This window comes from Polaribacter sp. IC066 (genome assembly GCF_007997085.1).
Lineage (GTDB): Bacteria > Bacteroidota > Bacteroidia > Flavobacteriales > Flavobacteriaceae > Polaribacter.
This window is the reverse complement of sequence record NZ_VORR01000035.1, coordinates 1-21,755: the sequence shown is the minus strand read 5'-3', so window position 1 is coordinate 21,755 and position 21,755 is coordinate 1. Positions and strand designations below refer to the sequence as shown.

Below are 21,755 nucleotides of genomic sequence, written 5' to 3'. Positions count from 1 at the left end.
TGCTATTTATGACGACTAAAATACAATTTTGTTACGAGGAAATAGGTGTAATCGTTTATTGGGAAACTTGTTTAATTGTGAAAAAGTTATACTTAAAGAGGATTGTTATAGTAATTTTACGGTTAAGGTTTTATGAAAGTAGTACACTTTGCTGTTTAAATTTTGCGATGTATTAAGTTGTTTTTTATCCAAAAAAATGATTTTACAAATAATAAAGTCCAAGTGAATCTTGAAAATTCAATAAAATATTCAAAGATAATTTTAAAGAAATTTGTGAACTAGTAGCAAGAATTCTAAAATGAAATTTGATTATTTATAGCTATGCAACATTTAGGCAATTCAACATTTAAGCAATTACACGATTTTGTTAATATTCATTATAATCGAAATCATCAAAATGACCAAATTCGTCATCAATATCTTCCTCATCACCAAAACCATCATCAAGTTTTTCTGCAACAAATTCTTTTTCAGGCGCTTCGGCAGGTATATCGCCAACAGATAAAATAGTTTGCGGTATATCTTCTCTTTTTTCTTCAGATATTTCAATAACATCCACATAAAAAGTCCACATTTTTAAGAAATCATAAACATAGATCAGCTTATTGTTTTCTTCGGGTAAGATTTCATATAGGATACAAGACTGCATAGAAATGTCTTCACCAGCCTCTGCCATATTAAATAAAGGTATTTCTTCTCCTTGGTTCCACTCATCATCGGTTTTGTAAAAGGAAGCCATTTCTTGACCAGCAAAACCAAAAGACGAAGCAATTGTAGTATGTAAGCTTTCTAAATCGATGCTATCATCAACTAAAACAGTTCTAATTACATCTTCTTGGGTATCTAAAATAACGCGTATTTTGTACATAAAATCATTAAATATAGGACTGCAAAAATACAATAAATTATACGTATTTTTACCCTTTAAACGGCTCTTTAATGGATAAAATAAAAACACTAGAAATTTTAAACAATCTTAATAAAAATACACTTATGGAAACTTTAGAAATAGAGTTTGTAGACGTTGGTGAAGACTTTGTAACCGCAAAAATGCCTGTAAATTCTAGAGTTTATCAGCCTTACGGAATTTTACACGGCGGTGCAACTGCTGCTTTAGCGGAGACTGTTGGTAGCTGTGCATCGGCACTTTTTGTAGATACAAAGACCAAAATTATTAAGGGAATTGAGTTAAGCATCAATCATTTAAAAAGTAAAAAAGACGGGGTTGTTTTGGCAATTGCAAAACCAATTCATAAGGGTAGAACCACTCATTTATGGGAAATTAGAATTATGGATGAAGAAGAGAATTTAATTTCTATTTGTAAACTGACCAACATTGTTTTAGATAAAAAATAAGAATGAAACTTTTTGATAAAATAAACACTTTTTATAATAAAGAATTACCTTTTGTAGTTTATAGAAAACCAAACAAGACAACGCTTACTGGTTTTTTTATGGAAGATGACGCTCTTTTTTATTCCGAGAACTTTGCAGAATCAGGCTTTGTTTTTGCGCCTTTTAATGCGTCTGAAAAAACAATTTTATTTCCTTTTGAAAAAGCTGAACTTTTAGCAGAAGAACTTTCTTTAAACAGTATTAATATCGAGGAAAAAGAATATTTGGCTGATGGTCTTTCAGAGGAATATCATCTTAAATTGGTAAAAAAAACGATTCAGGAAATCAATACAACTGCTTTAAAAAAAGTAGTGATTTCTAGAAAAGAAAAAATTGAATTAGCCGATTTTAATCTATTAAAAGTATATCAAAAATTACTGCAAAATTATAAAAATGCCTTTGTATATGTTTGGTTTCATCCAAAAGTAGGTTTGTGGTTGGGTGCAACTCCAGAGACTCTTGTACTGATAAAAAATTCAGATTTTAAAACGATGTCTTTAGCAGGTACGCAGGTGTATCATGTAGATTCCGAATTAAGTTCAGCACAAACAGAATCAAGTTTATTAGAATTAGAAAACGTAGTCTGGAAAAGTAAGGAATTAGAAGAGCAGCAGTTGGTTACAGATTTTATAAAAGATCAAGTAAAAGAGATTACATCAAATTTAAAAATTGATAAAACTAAAACCGTGAAAGCGGGCAATTTATTGCATTTAAAAACAACAGTTACGGGGATTTTAGTAGAAAAATCAAATTTAAAAGAACTCATTAGAGCTTTACACCCAACACCGGCAGTTTGCGGTTTACCGAGAGATAGTGCAAAAGAATTTATCGTGGCAAATGAAAATTATAAGCGTACTTTTTACACTGGTTTTTTAGGCGAAATACATATGGACAATCAAAGTTTAAAAAGCACAAATTCTTCTTTATTTGTTAATTTACGGTGTATGGAAATTCAAGATAATAACGCATTTATTTATGTTGGTGGCGGTATTACAAAAGATAGTGATGCTAAAAAAGAGTGGGAGGAAACTGTTTCTAAAAGTAGAACGATGAAACGGGTTTTATAATTTTATTTACTGAAACTAAATTTTGATAAATAGTGAAGCTCTGAACTCAAAATTGTAGACTGAATTAATTCCGCTATACGTACTAAACTTGTTTCAATACTTATTCTGATGTTGGCTTGAAATCTTGCGCTGTAGATTGAAGTATAAAATGGATTTTTTTTGATTCTTCGATAGTCGTTTCAATTTTATGTATTCAAGTGCTTAACTTTGCCAAAAATATAAAAACCGTAAACAAAAGCTTACGGTTTTCTAGTAAATGTGTAAATTGAATCTGAATTAAAATTGTTTTAAAAAACCTTTTGGGATAACTAACTATTCACAAAAAGTCAATAATAAAATAGTCTATAACTGCGCAAACAAGATACTGAAAAAATAGTTTGCAACTGTTAGATATCGTCAAAAGAAAGATCTGTAAAGTTTTGTGTTGGCGCTATTTCTTCAGTGCTTTCCTCTTTTTTAAAATCTTTTTGATGGCGTTCACTAATTACTTCGTCTCCTTTTTCGGTAACAATATAATCGGTAGCTTTTTGTAGCATTTCATGAAAATCAGCAAAATCTTCTTTGTATAAATATATTTTATGTTTTTGATAATGGAACGTGCCATCGTCATGCGTAAATTTTTTACTTTCTGTAACAGTTAAATAGTAATCGTCTGCTTTTGTTGCTCTTACATCAAAAAAATAAGTTCTTCTTCCTGCTCTTAATACCTGTGAAAAAATTTCTTCTTGTTCAACTCTCTCTGCCATAATCTTTTTAAATAGTGGTTATTGTTTGTTATACTTACAAATCTAATAAAATATTTTACGTTGCAACGTTAAAGATTAATTTTCTTTTTCTAAAAGTTGTTGGTCATACAAATTTTTATAATACCCTTCTTGTTTTATGAGTTGATTGTGAGTTCCTTGTTGTATAATAGCACCATTGTCTAAAACAATAATTTTATCAGCATTTTTTGCTGATGAAACTCTATGGCTAATAATAAAAGTGGTTTTGTTTTTAGAAATTTTTTCTAAATTTGAGAGTATTTTTTCTTCTGTCTCTGTGTCAACAGCAGATAAACAATCATCAAAAATTAATATTTTAGGATTTTTTATAATTGCTCTAGCAATAGAAACACGCTGTTTTTGTCCGCCAGAGAGTGTTACACCTCGCTCGCCAAGAATGGTTTTATAACCATTTGTAAATTCAATAATATTATCATGTACAACGGCATTTTTTGCGGCGTTTATAATTTCTTGTTCGGTAGCCTCTTCTTTTCCGAATTTAATATTGTTACTAATCGTATCAGAAAACAAGAAAGGATCTTGCGGTACAAAACCAATTTGTTTTCTAACATCATTTAAATTAGCTTCTTGAATAGGAATATCATCTAAAAAAACAGTGCCTTTTGTGGTGTCATACAATCTAGAAATTAGTTCTATAATGGTAGATTTGCCTGAACCTGTGTTTCCTAATATAGCCAAAGTTTGACCAGATTTTACAGAAAAAGAAATATTTTTTAACGCTGTAATGTTGGTGTCTTCATAGATAAAGGTAACTCCTTTAAAAGTAACATTACCTTGTATTTCTGTTTTTGTTAGCTGGTTGTTTTTAATTTCTGGAACTTGGTCTAAAAACTCATTAATTCTTGCTTGCGATGCCTCGGCCTGCTGCACCATAGAAGTTACCCAGCCAATCACGGCAACGGGCCATGTTAAGATATTTACATACAAAATAAACTCAATAATAACGCCAGCTTTAATTTCGCCGTTTATATATTGATTCCCGCCCACATAAATAACAATTAAATTACTGATTCCGATGAGTAAAAGCATCAAAGGATAAAAGAGTGCATTTGCTTTCTGAAGCTCGATGTTTTTATCTTTGCTTTCATCAGAAATTACATCAAAAGCTTTAATAGTGGCCGCTTCAATACCGTAAGATTTTACCACATTGATTCCCGAAAAAAACTCTTGATTAAAGGTGGTTAATTTTGATAAATATTCTTGAACAATGGTACTTCTTTTATGAATAACTCTACTTAATACAGAAATGGCAATGGCTAAAAGCGGAAAAGGAATTAAGGTGTATAACGTTAATTTTAAATCTACGCGTGCCATTTGTGTGAAACCTACGGCAAAAAGTACAAGCATGTTCATAGAGTACATAATAGCAGGGCCAACATACATTCTTACTTTAGAAACATCTTCACTAATACGATTCATTAAATCACCCGTTCTATTGTTCTTATAAAAATTGAGAGATAATTTTTGATATTGTTGATAAATTTCATTCTTTAAATCGAACTCAATTAATCTAGAAGTCACAATAATGGTCTGTCTCATTAAAAAAGTAAGAAAGCCACCTAATAAAGCAACCCCTATAATAATGAGTACATTCATTAATAGTTCGTGTTTTACAACAGCTACATCCGTTACATTTTCGCTTAAATAATCTTCAACGATATTAAAGGAATCGCCAATGATTCTGGGAACTTGAAGTGCGAGTAGTTTAGATACAATTGTCATTAACAATCCTATTAAAATGCGCCACTTGTACTTCGATAAATATTTATTTAGATATTTTAATGCTTTCAAGGAAAATTGGGTTAAAAAATAATGCACGAATATACGGGTTTCAGAAAGATATTTTTTCTTAAAAAAGAATTAAAAAAGTAATGAGGAGAAACTAAAATTAACACTATTTTTGCCCATTAAATCAATGCAAATTTATAAGTTCTTTATATGATTAACAGAAGACATATTCGAGTAAAAGTGATGCAATCTGTGTATGCCATGCAGCAATCTCACAATGATGATATCATTAAGGAAGAGAAATTTTTAAAACATAGTATTTTAAAAATGTTCGATTTGTATGTTTTGAACGTTCAGCTGTTAGCTGAAGTACAAAAATTAGCAGCCAAAAAAATGGCGCTTTCTAAAAAGAAAATTCTTGCTACTAAAGAAGATTTAAAACCCAACACAAAATTTATAGATAACAAACTCATCAATATTATTGCAGAAAGCATTAGTATAGAAAGTTATGTAGAGGTTAATGCATTAACGTATTGGCAACAAGATGTTGAGTATGTTAGAATCATTTTAGAAGAACTTCATAAAAGCGATTTATACAAAAAGTATATCAATACCGAAGAAGACTCTTTTAAAATTGATAAAGCTTTTGTGATTGATTTTTTCAAAGAAATTATTGCGCCAAATGAAAAGTTGGCAGAATATTTTGAAGATAAAATGATTTCTTGGGTAGATGATATTCCTTTTGTAAATACTTGGGTTACAAGATCGTTAAGCAAACAAAAAAACAATACTAATTTTGTTTTAGGTGTTTTGTATAAAGATATGGATGATGAGCAGTTTGTGTCTAGTCTATTTAGAAAAACGGTTTTAAAAGAGAAAAGTTACGAACAAGATATTACCGATAAAACACCCAATTGGGAAACCGATAGAATTGCAGACATCGATATGATTCTTATTAAAATGGCCATGACAGAATTTCTTAATTTTCCCTCAATACCCACAAGAGTAACCATTAATGAATACATAGAAATTTCTAAAGATTACTCTACCGCAAAGAGTAGTTATTTTATAAACGGAGTCTTAGATAAAATTTCTAAAGAGTTTACTAAAGAAAAAAGAATTGTTAAAATAGGTAGAGGTTTACTGTAACGCTATTGTTTAGAACGATTTATTTATTATTTTTGCCAAAATCTTATATCATGAAAAAAATAACAATCTTGTTTGCGTTTCTAATTTCTTCAAGCTTATTTATTTCTTGCGGAAACGGAACGGGTAGCGCAACTTCAAAAATTAACAAAGACAATTTAGAAAGTGCAAAATCTAGAGATGTAGAAATTAAAAATGGTGCAGCTTCTATTTCGTTTGAAAGTACTGAATATGATTTTGGTACTGTAAATGAAGGCGACATTGTAGAAACAACTTTTAAAGTAACTAATTCTGGTACAACAGATTTAGTGATTACAGATGCCAAAGTTACTTGTGGTTGTACAGTGCCTGTTTGGCCTAAAAAACCAATTAAGCCAGGACAAACTGAAGATGTTCAAGTTAAATTTAACACGAACGGAAAACAAAACAGACAACAAAAAAATATTACTCTAATAACGAATACAGAAACCGGAAGAGAAATTTTAACTCTAAAAGGTATGGTAACTCCAAAAGCAAAATAAAAATATGTTTTCAACAATAGTATTACAAGCAGATGCAGGAAGTTTAATGTCAATTTTGCCTTTTGTTGCAATGATTGGTGTATTGTATTTCTTTATGATTAGACCACAAATGAATCGCCAGAAAAAAGAAAAAACATTTCAGGCAGAGATTAAAAAGGGTACAAAAATAATTACCACAAGCGGGATACATGGTAAAATTATAGAAATTCATGATGCCGATAACACACTTACAGTAGAAACAGGAGCTGGCAGAATGAAGTTTGAGCGTTCTTCAATTTCAATGGAATTGAGTAAAAAACTTGCACCTGTGGCAGTACCTGCTAAAAAGTAGTTGCTACATACATTTTAAAAAATGAGCTTTTTCTTTTAAGACAAAGCTCATTTTTTTGTTTATGAACTTTTTATTAGCTTGCACTAAAAATTATCTTCTTGGCAAAAACCTCAAAGAAAATACCGAAAACATTTATCAGTTTTTTAATCATCTCTTTTGTGATTTGGTTTTTAATTACATTTTCTAAAGAATATGTTACTGTGGTTACCTGCCCAGTAATTTATAAAAATATACCGCAGAATAGGCTTTTACAAAAAAAGCCCATAAAAGAGATAGAAATTGCTATAAAAGCATCGGGATTTAAAATTTTAAGAACTAAATTTAATAATAAAAATATAGAACTAGAAGCTTCTAAATTACAAAAAAAGAAAGGTTCTAATTTTTATCTTTTACCAAAAAATCAAACAATAAAAATTCAGAAACAACTATTAACAGGAGTTGAATTACAAGAAATAATGCCAGATACCATTTATTTAAATTTAGGTGTTCTAGGGTCTAAAAAAGTAGCTTTAAAACCTAATTTAGATATTAGCTATCATATTGGTTATGATCTTTTAGATTCTATTACTGTAAAACCAGATTCTATTGTTATTTCTGGCTCTAAATCGCAACTACAAAAAATTAACTATCTTAATTTAAGTACCTTAACTTTAAAAGGTGTGAAATCAGATTTTAGTAATCAGGTATTTATTTCAAAGTCAGAAAACCAGAATAGTTTGAAATTTAATCTATTAAAAGCCACAATTACAGGTAAAGTAGATAAATTTACAGAAGGCGTTTTGCAAATTCCGTTTACAATAACCAACTTACCAGAGAACACAAGTTTAACTATTTTAACAGAAAATGTAGAGGTAGTTTATATTGTAGCATTGTCTAATTTTGCAAAAGTTTCAGAAGCTTCTTTTAAAGTTGAGTGTGATTTTTCTATCTCTGAAAAAAATAATTTAGGGTATTTAATTCCAAAAATAATTTCAAAGCCTAATTTTATTAAAAGTTTTAAAATTATGCCCGCTAAAATAGATTATTTAATTCAAAAATAAATGATGATTGTTGGTTTAACAGGTGGTATTGGTAGCGGCAAAACAACGGTAGCAAACTTTTTTTCAGCGTTTAACAATGTAGCTATTTATATTGCAGATGTTGAGGCTAAAAAGCTAATGAATTCATCGAGCAGTATAAAAGATAAATTAATCAAAGAGTTTGGTCAATTAGCTTTTGTAAATCACAAATTAAATAGAAAACACATTGCAGAAATCGTTTTTAAAGACAAAGAAAAACTATCAAAGTTAAATGCAATTGTGCATCCAGAAGTAAAAAAGAATTTTAAAGAATTTGTAAAAAATAATAGCAATAAAGACTATATAATTTACGAAAATGCCATTCTATTTGAAAGCAAAAGTAACTTAATTTGCGATTGTATAATTACTGTTTTTGCCGATATAAAGACTAAAATACAAAGAGTAATTGCAAGAGATTTATCTACAGAAAAAGAGGTTTTAATTCGTATGAAAAATCAGTGGACAGATGCAAAAAGAATACTGAAATCTAACTATATTATTTGCAATGAAAACCTTGAGGAAACAAAAGGTCAAGTCAGTAAAATTCATAATATTTTAACAAGAAAATCACAAAATGTTTAAATATCTTTAACGTTATTGTTAAATTACTCTTAAATTTTCTTTTTTTTTGTTAATCTACGTTAAAAACGTGAATTCCAATTTTTTAATAAACTAACTTTGATATATGGGCAAAAAAATGTTTATGCTTATTGTTGTTTTAATGAGTATTTCTTTGATAGGAATTATCTCTGTGCAGCTTTATTGGATTAATAATGCAGTAGAAAGTAAGAAAGAACAATTTAAAAATGATGTACAAAAATCTTTGGCCAGAGTTACCGAAAGAATTAATGAAAAGGAAGAACAACAAATAGAAAATATAATTGAAGGTTTTTTAGATAGAAAAACATTGGCAGACGATGCACAAATTAAAAATTTTCTGATTCAACAAATTGATACGACTAACAATAGAAAAATTACCTACGGAACCACAATTTTAGAAGAAAATTTTGAGATTCCTTTAGATTTTTTAGACAATGAAACGGTTATCTTTAAAAGGGTTTCTGGTAAAAAAGATTTTTTTCAGACTAGTTTTATAAAAGACGATGATCATATTTTTAAATCTGCGGATGAAAAGCGCTATTCGTTTTTAGGAAGAATGAAGAAATATGAGAATTTTCAGATTTCTGAAATAACGAAAGATTTTAAAAGTAAAAATCCGATTAATCAAAGAGTTAGTAATAGAGAGTTAAATGAAACGATAAAAGACGAATTACAAAAGAGAAATATACAGTTAGATTTTAAATATGGGGTGTACAGTAATGATGGTTTGGCAACAAAGCTAAAGTCTGGTTATTACACAATTAATCAAAAAGATAGTTACCCTTATCCGTTATTTTATGATACTAATGATAACCCAGAATATATTTTAAATTTAGAGTTTCCAACAAAGAACAAACATATTTTATCAGGTATTTCTAACATACTATTGCTCTCATTATTTTTCATTTTTATTATTGTTGTTGCTTTTTCAAGTTCGTTATATCAGTTAATTAAACAGAAAAAAATATCAGAAATAAAAACAGATTTCATCAATAATATGACGCACGAGTTTAAAACACCAATTGCTACGATTAATTTGGCTTTAGATTCTATCAAAAACCCGAAAATTATTAATGACAACGAAAAGGTTTTACGCTATGTAAATATGATTCGTGATGAGAATAAAAGAATGCATACTCAAGTAGAAAATGTGTTGCGAATTTCTAGATTAGAAAAAAATCAATTAGATATTAGTAAGGAAACCATCGATGTTCACGACATTATAGAAGATGCTATATCACATGTTAGTTTATTGGTTGATGACAAAAAAGGAACAATAGAAACGCATTTAGAGGCGATTACAGCAGAAATTTCGGGAAACGAATTTCATTTAACAAATGTTATTGTAAATATGTTAGAGAATGCAACAAAATATTCTGATAAGCCACCAAAAATAGATGTGTATACAGAAAGTACCAACAAGTTTTTTATTATTAAGATAAAAGATAAAGGAATAGGAATGGGCAAAAGTGTTCAAAAGAGCGTTTTTGATAAGTTTTACAGAGAGCAAAAAGGAAACATACACGATGTAAAAGGGCATGGTTTAGGTTTGGCTTATGTAAAAGAAATTGTAGAAAAACATCACGGAACCGTTTTTGTTGAAAGTGAAAAAGGACAAGGAAGTACATTTACAGTAAAATTACCTTTAATTTAAAAAGTTAAAAAGTTAAAAAGTTAAAAAGTTTATAAAATGGGAAGTAAAAAAATATTATTAGTAGAAGACGATCCAAATTTCGGAACCGTTTTAAAAGATTATTTAGCATTAAACGATTATAATGTTACACATGCTAAAGACGGTATAGAAGGGTTAATTATGTTTAAAAATAGCGATTATGACTTGTGTATTTTAGATGTAATGATGCCGCGTAAAGATGGTTTCTCGTTAGCTCAAGATATTCGAGTTACCAATAAAGAAGTGCCAATTATATTCTTAACAGCTAAAACATTAAAAGAAGATGTTTTAAGAGGATATGCGGTTGGCGCTGATGATTATTTAAATAAACCTTTTGATTCTGAAGTTTTATTGCACAAAATTAAAGCAATTTTACAACGTAAAGAATCTGATAAATCAGCAGAATCAGAGCAATTTGAATTTAATATTGGTTCATTTTTCTTTAACTCTAAATTGCGTCATTTATCTGTTGGTAAAGAAGCAGAACCTAGCAAATTATCGCCAAAAGAAAGTAAATTGTTGCGCATGTTAGCGATTCATAAGAATGATTTGATGCCAAGAGAGTTAGCACTTACCAAAATTTGGAGAGACGATAATTATTTTACCTCTAGAAGTATGGATGTATATATTGCCAAATTACGTAAGTATTTAAAAGACGATGATGCTGTAGAAATTTTAAATATTCATGGAGAAGGATTTCGATTGGTAGATAAAACCTAAAAAAAGATACTTTCCCAAAAGAATACCTTTGCTATACCAAGTAAGTTTTATAACATATTATAATATTTAGTTGGTATGGTTAGGTTTTTTCGTATTTTTATATAATGGCAGAGTTTATTAAAATTTACACCGAAAATCCTAATCCCAAAGAAATTCAGCGGGTTGTAAAAGTGCTTAAAAACGGCGGTATAATTATTTATCCTACAGATACTGTTTACGGTTTGGGTTGCGATATTACCAATACAAAAGCACTAGAAAAAATTGCCTTAATTAAAGGAATTAAACTAGAAAAGGCAAATTTCTCATTTATTTGTACTGATTTGAGTAACTTATCAGATTATGTAAAACAAATAGATTCACCAACGTTTAAGATTTTGAAAAGGGCTCTACCTGGACCTTATACTTTTATTTTGCCAGGAAGTAACAATTTACCAAAAGCTTTTAAAAAGCGAAAAACAGTCGGAATTCGTATTCCCGATAATACCATTGCAAAAGCAATTGTAGAGGCTTTAGGAAATCCTATTGTTTCTACCTCTATAAGAGATGAAGATGACGTTTTAGAATATACTACAGATCCTGAATTGATTTTTGAAAAATGGAGAAATTTAGTAGATATTGTAATTGATGGTGGTTTTGGAGATAATTATGCCTCTACGATAATCGATTTAACAGACGCTGAACCTCAAGTAATTAGAGAAGGAAAAGGAAGTTTAGATATCCTTTAAAAAGTTTTGTTTTTTTTAAGCATTTCTTAAAGTGCTAAACTCTCAAGATGCAATGATGGTACTCTTTTAAAGAATCAAAATTTTGCGAATTTTGTGGTTTTATTCTCTTTTTCTGGGGTTATTTTCAAACAATAAAATTTGGTGAAACCTTTTGTTGTATTTAAAAATATAGGCAGAAAGGCTTTTAGTTTGTTCGTGAAACTCAATTTTGTAAAATAGCCAAACTATGAATTCAAAATTGTAAGTTCAATTAATCTTGCATCGTTTGCTGAACATGCCTGTCCGGTAGTCAGTTTGTTTCAGTATTTAGGGCGATTTTTAGTTTAATATTCCGGCGCTTTACTTCGTAATATTAAAAAGATATTCCTTTTTGATATCTCGATAGCTTTCTTTCGAGGTTGTTCATTTTAAATCTTCAAACTTTTTTCTTCCCAGCGCAAAATATTGCCAAACAATACTGGTGTGTAAATTATAATTTGGTTTTTTGACTAATTCTTTGCGTTTGCGTAAGAATTTAATGAGGTTTTTATAGAAACTAAAATGCGCTCTTAAAATAGAGTAGGCATGCAAAGGTTTTAAGGCTGCCATAAACTTTAAGCTAGCAAGTCCGTCTAAAATCAAACGTAAAAAGATAATGCTAAAAACATGTTTATTAGGTACGTTTTTTACAATATTTAATAAACTATTTCTAAAATTTAAAAATGTTTTTTGAGGATTGTTTTCTTCTAGAGTTGCACCACCAACATGAAAAACGGTAGATGTACCAACATACTTTACTTTGTAGCCCCTGTTTTGAACTCTCCAGCAAAAATCAATTTCTTCTTGATGCGCAAAATAATCCTCATCAAAACCGTGTAATTGATGAAATACTTTAGCGCTTACAAATAAACACGCACCGGAGGCCCAAAAAATTTCTTTAACATCATTAAATTGACCGGTATCGGTTTCTAAATCATTAAAAACACGTCCTCTACAATACGGATACCCGTATAAGTCTATAAATCCACCAGCAGCTCCTGCATATTCAAATTTCGTTTTATCTTTAAAATCTAAAATTTTCGGCTGAATGATGGCTGTTTTATCATCTTCCTTAAAAATGGTGATAATAGGCTTTAGCCAGTTTTCGGTAACTTCAACATCAGAATTTAGTAAGCAGTAGAGATCAGCATCTATAGTTTGTAGCGCATCATTATAACCTTTTGCATATCCGCCATTTATAGCGTTTCTGATAATTTTAATTGACGGAAAAAATTTTTCTACATAACGAATCGAAGAGTCTGTAGAAGCATTATCGGCCACATAAATGGTAGCTTCTTGCGAACTAAAATTCACAATAGAGGGTAAAAACTGTTCTAGTAGTTTTTGTCCGTTCCAGTTTAATATTACAATTGCTGTTTTCAAGAGATCAAAATTACATTTAAAAATTGGGTAACAATTAAAGTTTTCTTAATTATAATCAGGAATGGTTTCTAGAAAAATATATGTTTCTTTTTCAAAATCCATTTTACAATAAAAATGCTCTAAACCGTTGGTTACAATTAAATAATTAGCGTTTAGCTTTAAGTTATAGCGCGCAATTTGATCAAAAGTAGCTTGGGTAATCTTTATAGATGGTGCTTTGCATTCCACAATAATTTCATGTTCGCCATCAGTATTAAAAACCAAAATGTCGGTTCTTTTTTTTCGATTGTTAATCGTTAACTGTTTTTCTAAAGCAATTAATGATCTTGGATATTTTTTTACATCAATCAAAAATTGAACAAAATGCTGACGAACCCATTCCTCTGGCGTTAAAACCATATATTTTTTTCTCAAATTATCAAAAATAAGCGTCTTATTTTCGCTACTTTTGAGTTTGAAATTATAGAAAGGGAGATTGAGTTTTTGCATCATTCAAAAGTAAATAAAAATCAGGTATGATTTATTTATTAGTTGGTAATACTGGCGCAGATAAATCTACATATGCAATAAAATTAAAGCAAAATTTAAATGTGTTTGTTTTTATATTGGTTGCATGGAATTAAATTCTGTTTTTACCCGATAAAACTGAAAATGATGGTTTAGATTGGTTTTTAGAAAGAATAGAAAGAGCGGAATTTTTAATGCAGGATTTAATGTTGCAATTAGAAAAATCTGGAGTTGATAGTATTCTAGATGTCGGACTTTCTAAATTTACAAAAGGGAGAAATATAAAAAGTTTGCCAACAAGAATTCTATAGAGTTTAAAACTCATTTTTTAAATATTCCGAAAGAAATAAGAAAGCAACGAGTTCTGAAAAGGCATCTAGAAAAAGGAGTCACTTTTTAGTTTAAAGTTACCAATGAAAATTTTGAGTTTATAGAAACTTGGTTTGAATTTCCGTTAGAAAGTGAATTAACAAATAGCATTATAATTACCGGTTAAATGAACGAAATAAGAAATATTGTTTCAGATATAAAAAAGGGAAATATCAAACCCATTTATTTTTTAATGGGTGATGAGCCTTATTATATTGATAAAATTTCTGATTATATAGAAGAAACTGTTTTAGAAGAATCAGAAAAAGGATTCAATCAGCAAGTAATGTATGGCAGAGATGCTACGATAGAAGATATTGTTTCTTCTGCAAAACGCTATCCTATGATGGCAGAAAGACAGGTTTTAATTATTAAAGAAGCCCAAGATTTAAGCCGAAATATTGAGAAATTAGTTGCGTATGCAGAAAATCCGCAACCCACCACAGTTTTAGTATTATGCTATAAATATAAAAAATTAGACAAGCGTAAAAAACTACACAAAGTAATTGCTAAAACAGGTTTGGTGTATGAAAGTAAAAAATTATACGACAATCAATTAGCAGATTGGATTCGTAGGGTTTTGAGTGGAAAAAAATATCAGATAGAACCCAAAGCAGCTCAAATGTTAATTGAGTTTTTAGGAACAGATTTAAATAAAATAGCAAACGAATTAGATAAATTAATGTTGATTTTACCTGTAGAATCTATCATTAATGATAAGCATATAGAAGATAATATCGGTATTTCTAAAGATTTTAATAATTTCGAATTGCGAAAAGCGGTTGGTGAAAAGAATGTTCTAAAAGTAAATAGAATTATCAATTACTTTGCAGAAAACCCGAAGAATAATCCGTTGGTCATGACCATTTCTTTGCTCAATAATTACTTTACACAGTTGCTCTTATTTCATGGTTTAAAAGATAAATCTAAAAGTTCTGTGGCTAAAAATTTAGGTGTAAATCCTTACTTTATTGATGAATATTTTACCGCTAGTAGAAATTATCCGATGCGAAAAGTAGCACAGGTAATTGCTTTTTTAAGAGATGCAGATGTAAAAAGTAAAGGAGTAGGAGCGAGCCAATCTCAAAGAGATATTTTAAAAGAATTATTGTTTAAAATTTTACATTAATATTAAAAAATATTTTTACAAAAGAAATTACGACGAAGTAGTTGCAATAATCAATAATTTAGCGAGTTCAACATAACTTATGTGGGGTAAAATATCGGTAGATAAAATGTTGACACATTTTTTTTTGTAATCTATGAAAGGCTATTTACAGACAAACATCCGAAGCCAAATTCTTTTGCAAAATTGCTGATGAAACCATTTGTAAAGAAAATTGTTGTTTCAGAAAAACCATTTGCAAAAAACGAAAGTACTGCATCACAATTTATAATTACGGATAAAAAGAATTTTGAAATAGAGAAAAACGCTTGTTAACTTTTATGTGCAAAGTTCAAGAATTAGTAGAGTTTTATTTTGAAGGAAAAGAATTTCATTCTTTTGGGAACTTAACTTCTAAAGAATGGAATAATTTATTTTATAAGCTTATAGGGCGTTATTTGAGACAGTTTAGGGCTTGATGGTTTTGTTAACGTTTGTGTATAATAATAGTCCGAAAAAAAAGCGACTTCCATTCGCATGAAACACAAGCCAAATTTAAAAATTTGGCTACCTCGAAAAAGTGACTTTACTATTGGGTTAGTCGACAATTTTCTTATTATTTTTATGCGTTGTTGACAATCGTTTTTATTCGGAATCAATGCTTTTCAGTTCAGAAGTTATTCCTTCAAAATGACCTTTTCCATAAATAATTAAAATCTTATTTTCTTTCGAATTATTAATTTTATTGGCTAAATATTGATTTCTAAAATCAATAATGAATTCTTTACTGAATTTTTCAGCTAAATCACTATCAATTTTTGCACAATCATATTCAGTCGAATTAGATGCTGTTTCAATGTCACAAGCAGAAAGCTCAATTTCTCCATACTTATTCTCAAATTCTTTTAATAAACTTTTAATTTCAACATCTGCATTTACAGCATTACTCATATTCACATTTAATTTAGGATATTTTGGCTGATTTGTCAGTTTGTATTCCCCTTTGTATTTAATTTTTCCGAAAATAATGTTATTTATCGTATCATAATATTTGAAAGTTTTTAAACCAGTAATTTTTCTAATTTTCTTTTTGTACAAATCATTTGTTAGAGAATCGTTGCTAGTATTTTTTTTAACTTTTTCAAAAAATACTACATATCCTATTTCTTGAAGCGAATCAACTTTAATTGCAACATCCTTATAAAATTCTTTTCTACCAATATGGTGCATTCCTATAAATAAAATACTTTTTTTATTATTGGTAATCGATTTTAATTTTGCTTTTTCATCAAACACTCCGATTTTTTCTAGAGCTTTATTTAAGAATAGAGAAACGCAAGAAGTCAGTGTTAGTGCCAATAAAATCAAAATTATTTTTTTCATTGTTTTATTTTAAAATAATTGCCAACATTACGATGACAAAAAACCATTTTAATATTTTATATCAGTAGTTAGTGAAGTTCTATTTTTAAAATTTAGAGATAAACCAAACTACAGTTCTAGCAATTTTTTAGCCGCATTAAAAGGAGTTGTTTTTCCGTTTTCTAAATTTAAAATTTCTTGTTTTAGCGCTTTTTTTATCAACGGATTTTGATAAAAATTATCTTTTAACTGCTGATTGATAGTTGATAATAACCAATATTTATTTTGGTCATTTCGTTTTTTATAAAAGTAAGCGTTTTCTTTTGTTAAAGAAATATAGTCCGCAATCATGGTTTTAATTTTTTCAATCCCTGTGTTTTGTAAAGCACTTGCGGTTAAAACTTTGGGTTGCCATTTGCTCTCTTTTAGCGGGTATAAATGCAACGCTCTATTAAATTCCACTTTCGCAATTTTAGCATTTTTTTCATTGTCACCATCCGCTTTGTTGATGACAATTGCATCTGCCATTTCTATGATACCGCGTTTAATACCTTGTAATTCATCACCTGCACCCGCAAGTTTTAAGAGCAAAAAGAAATCGACCATAGAGTGTACAACCGTTTCAGATTGCCCAACACCAACCGTTTCAATAATTATAGTATCGAAACCAGCAGCCTCGCAAAGAATAATACTTTCGCGCGTTTTTTGCGCCACGCCTCCTAAAGAAGTGCCAGAGGGCGAAGGTCTTATAAAGGCATTTTTATCGGTTACTAATTCTTCCATTCTAGTTTTATCACCTAAAATAGAACCTCTATTGATAGAACTACTTGGGTCTACCGCTAAAACAGCTACTTTTTTGTTTTGAGAAGTTAAGTGTTTTCCAAAAACTTCAATAAACGTACTTTTACCAACACCAGGAACCCCTGTAATTCCGATTCTTATAGAATTATTTGCATGCGGCAAACAACGTTCTAGAATTTCATTTGCTTTTTTTTGATGATTGCTATTAGTGCTTTCAACTAGCGTAATTGCCTTGCTTAAAAAAGTAATATTGCCTTCTAAAATTTTAGAGACAAACTCCTCTACCGAGTTTTGTTTTGCTCTACTAATCTTTATTTTTTCTGCACTTAATTTATTGGTTGTTGCTGGTTTGTAAACACCCTCGTTTTCATGTAAAGCAGATTTTTTTTTATCCATGGTAAAAGTTAATATGTAAATTTAAGGATTAAGCTTGCAACTGCAAAGAAACCAAAAGGTTTTTGTGCGTCGCTAAAAGTTTTTAAAATTTAGACAGACTATATCTCTAGATAAAGAATAGATGTTTTTGTATTCAAAAGATTCATCGATCTTATGTAACAATTAAGTCTATACTTTTTAAGTAGAAACAATTAACTAAATACATGTTTACAAGTTCATAATTGTACTTTTTTTAAGAGTTTTAAGTTCTTTTTACATCGTTTTAAACACATTTTCTTTATGGAGTAAGAGGAGGTGAAAATAGGGAAAGGTGGTCACAAAAAATAATAGGATGATTGATTTACAGGGGAACGAAAAGAAGTAAGAATCTTTTTTTTGTTGAAAATTAAAGGTATTTAATCGCTTTTAGAATTAAATTTATTCCTTTAAATTCCATTTCGCTATTCTACATAAAGTTCCTATCTTTCGCCCCTGTAAACAGTCACTTTTTTAATGGAAAGCTACAAAGAAAATCAACTTAAAGTATACAATTCTTTAAGTAAGCAAAAAGAGATTTTTAAACCTTTAACAGACGGATATGTAGGTATGTACGTTTGTGGACCAACCGTATATAGCAACGCACATTTAGGGAATGTAAGAACCTTTATGTTTTTTGATGTGGTGTATAGATATTTATTACATTTAGGCTATAAAGTGCGTTATGTGCGTAATATTACAGATGCAGGTCATTTAGAAAACGATGCAGATGAGGGCGAAGATAGAATTTCTAAAAAAGCACGTTTAGAAAAAATAGAGCCGATGGAAGTGGTGCAGAAATATACTGTAGATTTTCACAACGTTTTAAAAAATTACAACTTTTTACCGCCAAGTATAGAGCCCACAGCAACAGGCCATATTGTAGAGCAGATAGAAATGATTAAAGAAATCATAGAAAAAGGCTTTGCGTATGAAGTAAATGGTTCTGTTTATTTTGATGTTTTAGAATATGACAAAGAAGGTAATTACGGTATTCTTTCTGGTAGAAAAGTAGAAGATTTAATTCATAATACAAGAACTTTAGACGGACAGTCTGATAAGAAAAACCCACAAGATTTTGCCCTTTGGAAAAAAGCAGACGAGCGTCATATTATGCGTTGGCCCTCTCCTTGGAGCGATGGTTTTCCGGGTTGGCATTTAGAGTGTTCTGTAATGAGTACAAAGTATTTAGGAGAACAGTTTGATATTCATGGAGGCGGAATGGATTTAAAGTTCCCACATCATGAGTGTGAAATTGCGCAATCTCAAACCTGCAGTGGTAAGGCTCCTGTAAGCTATTGGATGCATACCAATATGCTCTTGTTAAATAGCCAGAAAATGGCTAAATCTACTGGTAATTTTATTTTACCAAATGAAATTTTAACAGGCGAAAATGATGTTTTAGGAAAAGCTTTTTCGGCGAGTGTGGTTCGTTTTTTTAACATGCAGGCCAATTATAGAAGTATTTTAGATTTTTCTGGAGATGCTTTAGAAGCGTCAGAAAAAGGACACGCTAAGTTAATGGAAGCCGTTGCGTTTATCGATAAAATAGAAGCGAGTAACACGTCTACTTTTGATGTTCAAAAATGGATAAATGATTGTTATGCAGCAATGAATGACGATTTTAATACGCCTGTTTTGATTTCTCATTTATTTGAAGCTGTAAAAATTATCAATCAAATAAAAGATCAGAAAGCTAGTTTAGTAGCAACCGATTTATCAGCCTTTAAAAAAGCCTTAAATGCTTTTGTTTTTGATGTTTTAGGGTTGATGAATGATACAGCTCAAGGCAATTCAGAAAAAATAAACGGAGTAGTAGCGCTGCTGATCAAATTAAGAAAAGAAGCAAGAGAAAATAAAGATTGGGCATTATCAGATCAAATAAGAGATGAGTTAGTAGAATTAGGTATTCAGTTAAAAGACGGAAAAGAAGGAACAACGTTCTCAATAAACTAATAATGCAATTAACGTATTGTCAGTTCGGGTGATTTTGATTTTTTTATCAACATTGTATCGAGAATTAATTAGAAATTAACGTTTGAAAAAAATATTTTCATACCCATTTATTTTACTGGTTCGATTTTATCAAGCAGCAATATCGCCCTATACGCCAGCAACTTGCAGATACAGTCCAACGTGCTCTCATTACACCATAGAAGCGTTGCAAAAGCATGGTTTGTTTACTGGCGGATGGCTGGCAATAAAAAGAATATTTAGCTGTCATCCTTGGGGCGGTAGTGGTTATGATCCGGTGCCAGAGAAAGTAGAAAAAAAGTTAGAGTAAAGAATATAGAAATAAGAAAAGAGACCTAAAGTTTAGAATAAGTCGTTTTTGGGAGGAAGTATTACAGAGCAATATACTAATCAAATAAGAGATTACTTCGTTAAATTATTAAAGAATAATAGTAAGAAATATGAGTTTTTTAGCAATAGAATGGGAGCCTTCTTTAGGCATTGATTTGGGTTTTTTTGTGGTTCGTTGGTATAGTTTAATGTTTGTAGCTGCCTTTTTACTCGGTTTACATTTCATGAAAAAAATATATATAAAAGATGAAATTCCGTTAGAAAAACTAGATGTTCTTTTTATGTACACTTTTATCTCTATGCTCATTGGTATGCGTTTAGGTGATGTATTCTTTTATAGCTGGGATTATTATCAAAACCATTTACTAGAAATTATTATTCCTTTTAAAAAGCAGGTAGGAGAAACTGCTATTTTTGGTTTGATAAAAGACTGGAAATTTACAGGTTTTACCGGTTTTGCAAGTCACGGTGCGGCAATAGCAATTATTTTAACAATGTATTTTTACGCTAAAAAGCATTTAGATAAGCCCTGGTTATTTATTTTAGATAGACTGGCAATTATGGTGGCTTTAGCTGGTTTTTTTATAAGAACAGGAAACTTTATGAATTCTGAAATCTATGGAAAAGCAACAGGAAGTAGTTTTGGGGTGATTTTTAAAAATAACGGAGAAAATTTTGCAAGGCATCCGGCACAATTATACGAAGCTGTTAGCTATTTAATTTTGTTCTTTATAATGTGGCATTTATACTGGAAAACTGATAAAAAACAGCAAGTTGGTTTTTTATTTGGTTTATTTATGGTCGTTTTGTGGTCTTTACGTTTCTGTATCGAATTCTTAAAAGAGGCGCAAGTAGATGGCAGAGAAGATTGGGTTTTTAACTCTTTAAACACAGGTCAGGTTTTAAGTATACCTTTGGTTTTAATCGGTTTATGGCTAATGTTTAGAAAAACAAACAAAACGGAAGAAAGAGCGTAATGGAAAAATTAAAAGAACGCTGGGGTATAAAAAGTAATTGGGCAATTGTTGCCATTTTTTTGGTGTTTGCAATTAATGGTTCTTTTGCCACCTGGATAGCAAAACCGATCACTGCTTTTTTTGGATTATCTCCTGAAACGATTTCAGTATGGCTATATTATCCATTAAGAATTTTATTGATTTTTCCTATTTATCAACTAACACTACCCATTATTGGGTTTGTTTTTGGTCAGTTTAAATTCTTTTGGGCTTTCGAAAAAAAATTTTTAAGCAGATTAGGTTTAGGTTTTTTATTTAAAGAAAATCATTAGTGTTCGATTAATTTCTTTTTAGTTTACTAAACCCTTCTAAAAGAAAGGAACCCATTATTTTTTTAAATGACGCCTTCTTTTTTTATAAATAATTTCACGAAGACAAAGTAGACAATTTTATTTCAAGTTATGCCTGTTTGTCTGATCCTTAAGATCAAGTCTTGGGTCTAAATTCGGAGCAGTTTTGAATCTTTTAGCTAACAAGAATATTTAAATATACTCAATACATTTAGGTTTTCGGGAACATAAAATTTCATGGTCTAATTATTGATATTAAATTACTGTTTTTCAGTTATTTAAGCACTATATTTTTGTTATTTTGAGTAATATTTAGTATCTTTATATTGTTGATATTCAGATGTATGACTATAAAATTATCACAAGAAGAGAAAATTACAATTAAACAATTACACCGTAATTGTAAACAAAGAAAACATGCCGATAAACTAAAAGCTATTC

General features: G+C 29.8%; 23 protein-coding genes. 16 read left to right on the top strand and 7 right to left on the bottom strand.

Annotated elements, in window-relative coordinates; all coding sequences use genetic code 11:
• Window positions 1-367 precede the first annotated feature (367 nt).
• A complete protein-coding gene (locus ES044_RS12320) occupies window positions 368-868 on the bottom strand; it encodes an IS1096 element passenger TnpR family protein (RefSeq protein ID WP_147120199.1) in 501 nt (166 codons plus the stop codon).
• Window positions 869-939: 71 nt separating this feature from the next.
• Here ES044_RS12320 and ES044_RS12315 point away from each other — a divergent pair, with 71 nt between their 5' ends.
• Complete coding sequence (locus tag ES044_RS12315) at window positions 940-1,356, top strand: PaaI family thioesterase (protein WP_147120200.1); 417 nt, start codon at window positions 940-942, stop codon at window positions 1,354-1,356.
• Between the two features lie 2 nt (window positions 1,357-1,358).
• Window positions 1,359-2,462: a chorismate-binding protein gene (locus ES044_RS12310; protein ID WP_189663309.1), complete on the top strand. Its 1,104-nt coding sequence runs from the start codon at window positions 1,359-1,361 to the stop codon at window positions 2,460-2,462.
• A 386-nt stretch (window positions 2,463-2,848) separates the two neighbouring features.
• On the opposite strand, the gene ES044_RS12305 is transcribed toward ES044_RS12310, so the two are convergent.
• Both ES044_RS12305 and ES044_RS12300 read right to left on the bottom strand, forming a co-directional pair.
• Entirely contained in the window at window positions 2,849-3,208 is a 360-nt protein-coding gene (locus ES044_RS12305) for a PUR family DNA/RNA-binding protein (protein WP_147120201.1), read from the bottom strand.
• Window positions 3,209-3,283: 75 nt separating this feature from the next.
• Window positions 3,284-5,038, bottom strand: coding sequence for an ABC transporter ATP-binding protein (locus tag ES044_RS12300; RefSeq protein WP_147120202.1), 1,755 nt, complete (start codon window positions 5,036-5,038; stop codon window positions 3,284-3,286).
• A 147-nt stretch (window positions 5,039-5,185) separates the two neighbouring features.
• Between ES044_RS12300 and ES044_RS12295 the strand changes: the two genes are divergently transcribed.
• The 8 genes from ES044_RS12295 to ES044_RS12260 all read left to right on the top strand — a co-directional run bounded on the left by ES044_RS12295 (window position 5,186) and on the right by ES044_RS12260 (window position 11,748).
• The gene (locus tag ES044_RS12295; protein WP_147120203.1) at window positions 5,186-6,124 is read left to right on the top strand and encodes a transcription antitermination protein NusB; all 939 of its coding nucleotides are present in this window, start codon (window positions 5,186-5,188) and stop codon (window positions 6,122-6,124) included.
• 50 nt (window positions 6,125-6,174) lie between these two features.
• Window positions 6,175-6,642, top strand: coding sequence for a DUF1573 domain-containing protein (locus ES044_RS12290; RefSeq protein WP_147120204.1), 468 nt, complete (start codon window positions 6,175-6,177; stop codon window positions 6,640-6,642).
• A gap of 4 nt (window positions 6,643-6,646) precedes the next feature.
• Window positions 6,647-6,973, top strand: a complete 327-nt coding sequence (gene yajC, locus ES044_RS12285) for a preprotein translocase subunit YajC (protein WP_147120205.1) — start codon at window positions 6,647-6,649, stop codon at window positions 6,971-6,973.
• Between the two features lie 98 nt (window positions 6,974-7,071).
• Window positions 7,072-8,013, top strand: coding sequence for a hypothetical protein (locus ES044_RS12280; RefSeq protein ID WP_147120206.1), 942 nt, complete (start codon window positions 7,072-7,074; stop codon window positions 8,011-8,013).
• Window positions 8,014-8,613 (top strand): dephospho-CoA kinase, encoded by a 600-nt coding sequence (coaE, locus tag ES044_RS12275; protein WP_189663310.1) that lies wholly within the window; start codon window positions 8,014-8,016, stop codon window positions 8,611-8,613.
• A gap of 103 nt (window positions 8,614-8,716) precedes the next feature.
• Entirely contained in the window at window positions 8,717-10,285 is a 1,569-nt protein-coding gene (locus ES044_RS12270) for a sensor histidine kinase (RefSeq protein WP_147120207.1), read from the top strand.
• Window positions 10,286-10,321: 36 nt separating this feature from the next.
• Window positions 10,322-11,023 (top strand): response regulator transcription factor, encoded by a 702-nt coding sequence (locus ES044_RS12265; RefSeq protein WP_147187197.1) that lies wholly within the window; start codon window positions 10,322-10,324, stop codon window positions 11,021-11,023.
• A 104-nt stretch (window positions 11,024-11,127) separates the two neighbouring features.
• Window positions 11,128-11,748 (top strand): L-threonylcarbamoyladenylate synthase, encoded by a 621-nt coding sequence (locus ES044_RS12260; RefSeq protein ID WP_147120209.1) that lies wholly within the window; start codon window positions 11,128-11,130, stop codon window positions 11,746-11,748.
• 402 nt (window positions 11,749-12,150) lie between these two features.
• On the opposite strand, the gene ES044_RS12255 is transcribed toward ES044_RS12260, so the two are convergent.
• A complete protein-coding gene (locus ES044_RS12255) occupies window positions 12,151-13,149 on the bottom strand; it encodes a glycosyltransferase family 2 protein (RefSeq protein ID WP_147120210.1) in 999 nt (332 codons plus the stop codon).
• A gap of 45 nt (window positions 13,150-13,194) precedes the next feature.
• Window positions 13,195-13,638: a type I restriction enzyme HsdR N-terminal domain-containing protein gene (locus ES044_RS12250; RefSeq protein WP_147120211.1), complete on the bottom strand. Its 444-nt coding sequence runs from the start codon at window positions 13,636-13,638 to the stop codon at window positions 13,195-13,197.
• A 514-nt stretch (window positions 13,639-14,152) separates the two neighbouring features.
• On the opposite strand from ES044_RS12250, the gene holA reads away from it, so the two are divergent.
• A complete protein-coding gene (gene holA / locus ES044_RS12240) occupies window positions 14,153-15,154 on the top strand; it encodes a DNA polymerase III subunit delta (RefSeq protein WP_147120212.1) in 1,002 nt (333 codons plus the stop codon).
• Window positions 15,155-15,343: 189 nt separating this feature from the next.
• Window positions 15,344-15,466, top strand: coding sequence for a hypothetical protein (locus ES044_RS19265; protein ID WP_262712558.1), 123 nt, complete (start codon window positions 15,344-15,346; stop codon window positions 15,464-15,466).
• Window positions 15,467-15,775: 309 nt separating this feature from the next.
• On the opposite strand, the gene ES044_RS12230 is transcribed toward ES044_RS19265, so the two are convergent.
• Both ES044_RS12230 and meaB read right to left on the bottom strand, forming a co-directional pair.
• Entirely contained in the window at window positions 15,776-16,513 is a 738-nt protein-coding gene (locus tag ES044_RS12230) for a hypothetical protein (RefSeq protein ID WP_147120213.1), read from the bottom strand.
• 108 nt (window positions 16,514-16,621) lie between these two features.
• Window positions 16,622-17,689, bottom strand: a complete 1,068-nt coding sequence (gene meaB / locus ES044_RS12225; protein WP_147120214.1) for a methylmalonyl Co-A mutase-associated GTPase MeaB — start codon at window positions 17,687-17,689, stop codon at window positions 16,622-16,624.
• A gap of 492 nt (window positions 17,690-18,181) precedes the next feature.
• Between meaB and cysS the strand changes: the two genes are divergently transcribed.
• The 4 genes from cysS (at window position 18,182) to ES044_RS12205 (ending at window position 21,296) form a co-directional block, all read left to right on the top strand.
• The gene (cysS, locus tag ES044_RS12220; protein WP_147120215.1) at window positions 18,182-19,660 is read left to right on the top strand and encodes a cysteine--tRNA ligase; all 1,479 of its coding nucleotides are present in this window, start codon (window positions 18,182-18,184) and stop codon (window positions 19,658-19,660) included.
• An 82-nt stretch (window positions 19,661-19,742) separates the two neighbouring features.
• A complete protein-coding gene (yidD, locus tag ES044_RS12215; protein ID WP_147120216.1) occupies window positions 19,743-19,988 on the top strand; it encodes a membrane protein insertion efficiency factor YidD in 246 nt (81 codons plus the stop codon).
• Between the two features lie 130 nt (window positions 19,989-20,118).
• A complete protein-coding gene (gene lgt, locus ES044_RS12210) occupies window positions 20,119-20,985 on the top strand; it encodes a prolipoprotein diacylglyceryl transferase (RefSeq protein WP_147120217.1) in 867 nt (288 codons plus the stop codon).
• A complete protein-coding gene (locus tag ES044_RS12205) occupies window positions 20,985-21,296 on the top strand; it encodes a DUF6787 family protein (RefSeq protein ID WP_147120218.1) in 312 nt (103 codons plus the stop codon). The genes lgt and ES044_RS12205 overlap by 1 nt, the downstream gene beginning before the upstream one ends.
• Window positions 21,297-21,755 lie beyond the last annotated feature (459 nt).

Bases quoted from the DNA above. Each gene is read 5' to 3' on its own strand.
- ES044_RS12230 (WP_147120213.1), bottom strand. From the start codon at position 16,513: ATGAAAAAAATAATTTTGATTTTATTGGCACTAACACTGACTTCTTGC.
- ES044_RS12250 (WP_147120211.1), bottom strand. From the start codon at position 13,638: ATGCAAAAACTCAATCTCCCTTTCTATAATTTCAAACTCAAAAGTAGC.
- ES044_RS12320 (WP_147120199.1), bottom strand. From the start codon at position 868: ATGTACAAAATACGCGTTATTTTAGATACCCAAGAAGATGTAATTAGA.
- ES044_RS12260 (WP_147120209.1), top strand. From the start codon at position 11,128: ATGGCAGAGTTTATTAAAATTTACACCGAAAATCCTAATCCCAAAGAA.
- ES044_RS12315 (WP_147120200.1), top strand. From the start codon at position 940: ATGGATAAAATAAAAACACTAGAAATTTTAAACAATCTTAATAAAAAT.
- ES044_RS12205 (WP_147120218.1), top strand. From the start codon at position 20,985: ATGGAAAAATTAAAAGAACGCTGGGGTATAAAAAGTAATTGGGCAATT.
- ES044_RS12310 (WP_189663309.1), top strand. From the start codon at position 1,359: ATGAAACTTTTTGATAAAATAAACACTTTTTATAATAAAGAATTACCT.
- ES044_RS12295 (WP_147120203.1), top strand. From the start codon at position 5,186: ATGATTAACAGAAGACATATTCGAGTAAAAGTGATGCAATCTGTGTAT.
- ES044_RS12305 (WP_147120201.1), bottom strand. From the start codon at position 3,208: ATGGCAGAGAGAGTTGAACAAGAAGAAATTTTTTCACAGGTATTAAGA.
- cysS (WP_147120215.1), top strand. From the start codon at position 18,182: ATGGAAAGCTACAAAGAAAATCAACTTAAAGTATACAATTCTTTAAGT.
- ES044_RS12290 (WP_147120204.1), top strand. From the start codon at position 6,175: ATGAAAAAAATAACAATCTTGTTTGCGTTTCTAATTTCTTCAAGCTTA.
- meaB (WP_147120214.1), bottom strand. From the start codon at position 17,689: ATGGATAAAAAAAAATCTGCTTTACATGAAAACGAGGGTGTTTACAAA.
- coaE (WP_189663310.1), top strand. From the start codon at position 8,014: ATGATGATTGTTGGTTTAACAGGTGGTATTGGTAGCGGCAAAACAACG.
- lgt (WP_147120217.1), top strand. From the start codon at position 20,119: ATGAGTTTTTTAGCAATAGAATGGGAGCCTTCTTTAGGCATTGATTTG.
- ES044_RS19265 (WP_262712558.1), top strand. From the start codon at position 15,344: ATGAAACCATTTGTAAAGAAAATTGTTGTTTCAGAAAAACCATTTGCA.
- holA (WP_147120212.1), top strand. From the start codon at position 14,153: ATGAACGAAATAAGAAATATTGTTTCAGATATAAAAAAGGGAAATATC.
- ES044_RS12265 (WP_147187197.1), top strand. From the start codon at position 10,322: ATGGGAAGTAAAAAAATATTATTAGTAGAAGACGATCCAAATTTCGGA.
- yajC (WP_147120205.1), top strand. From the start codon at position 6,647: ATGTTTTCAACAATAGTATTACAAGCAGATGCAGGAAGTTTAATGTCA.
- ES044_RS12270 (WP_147120207.1), top strand. From the start codon at position 8,717: ATGGGCAAAAAAATGTTTATGCTTATTGTTGTTTTAATGAGTATTTCT.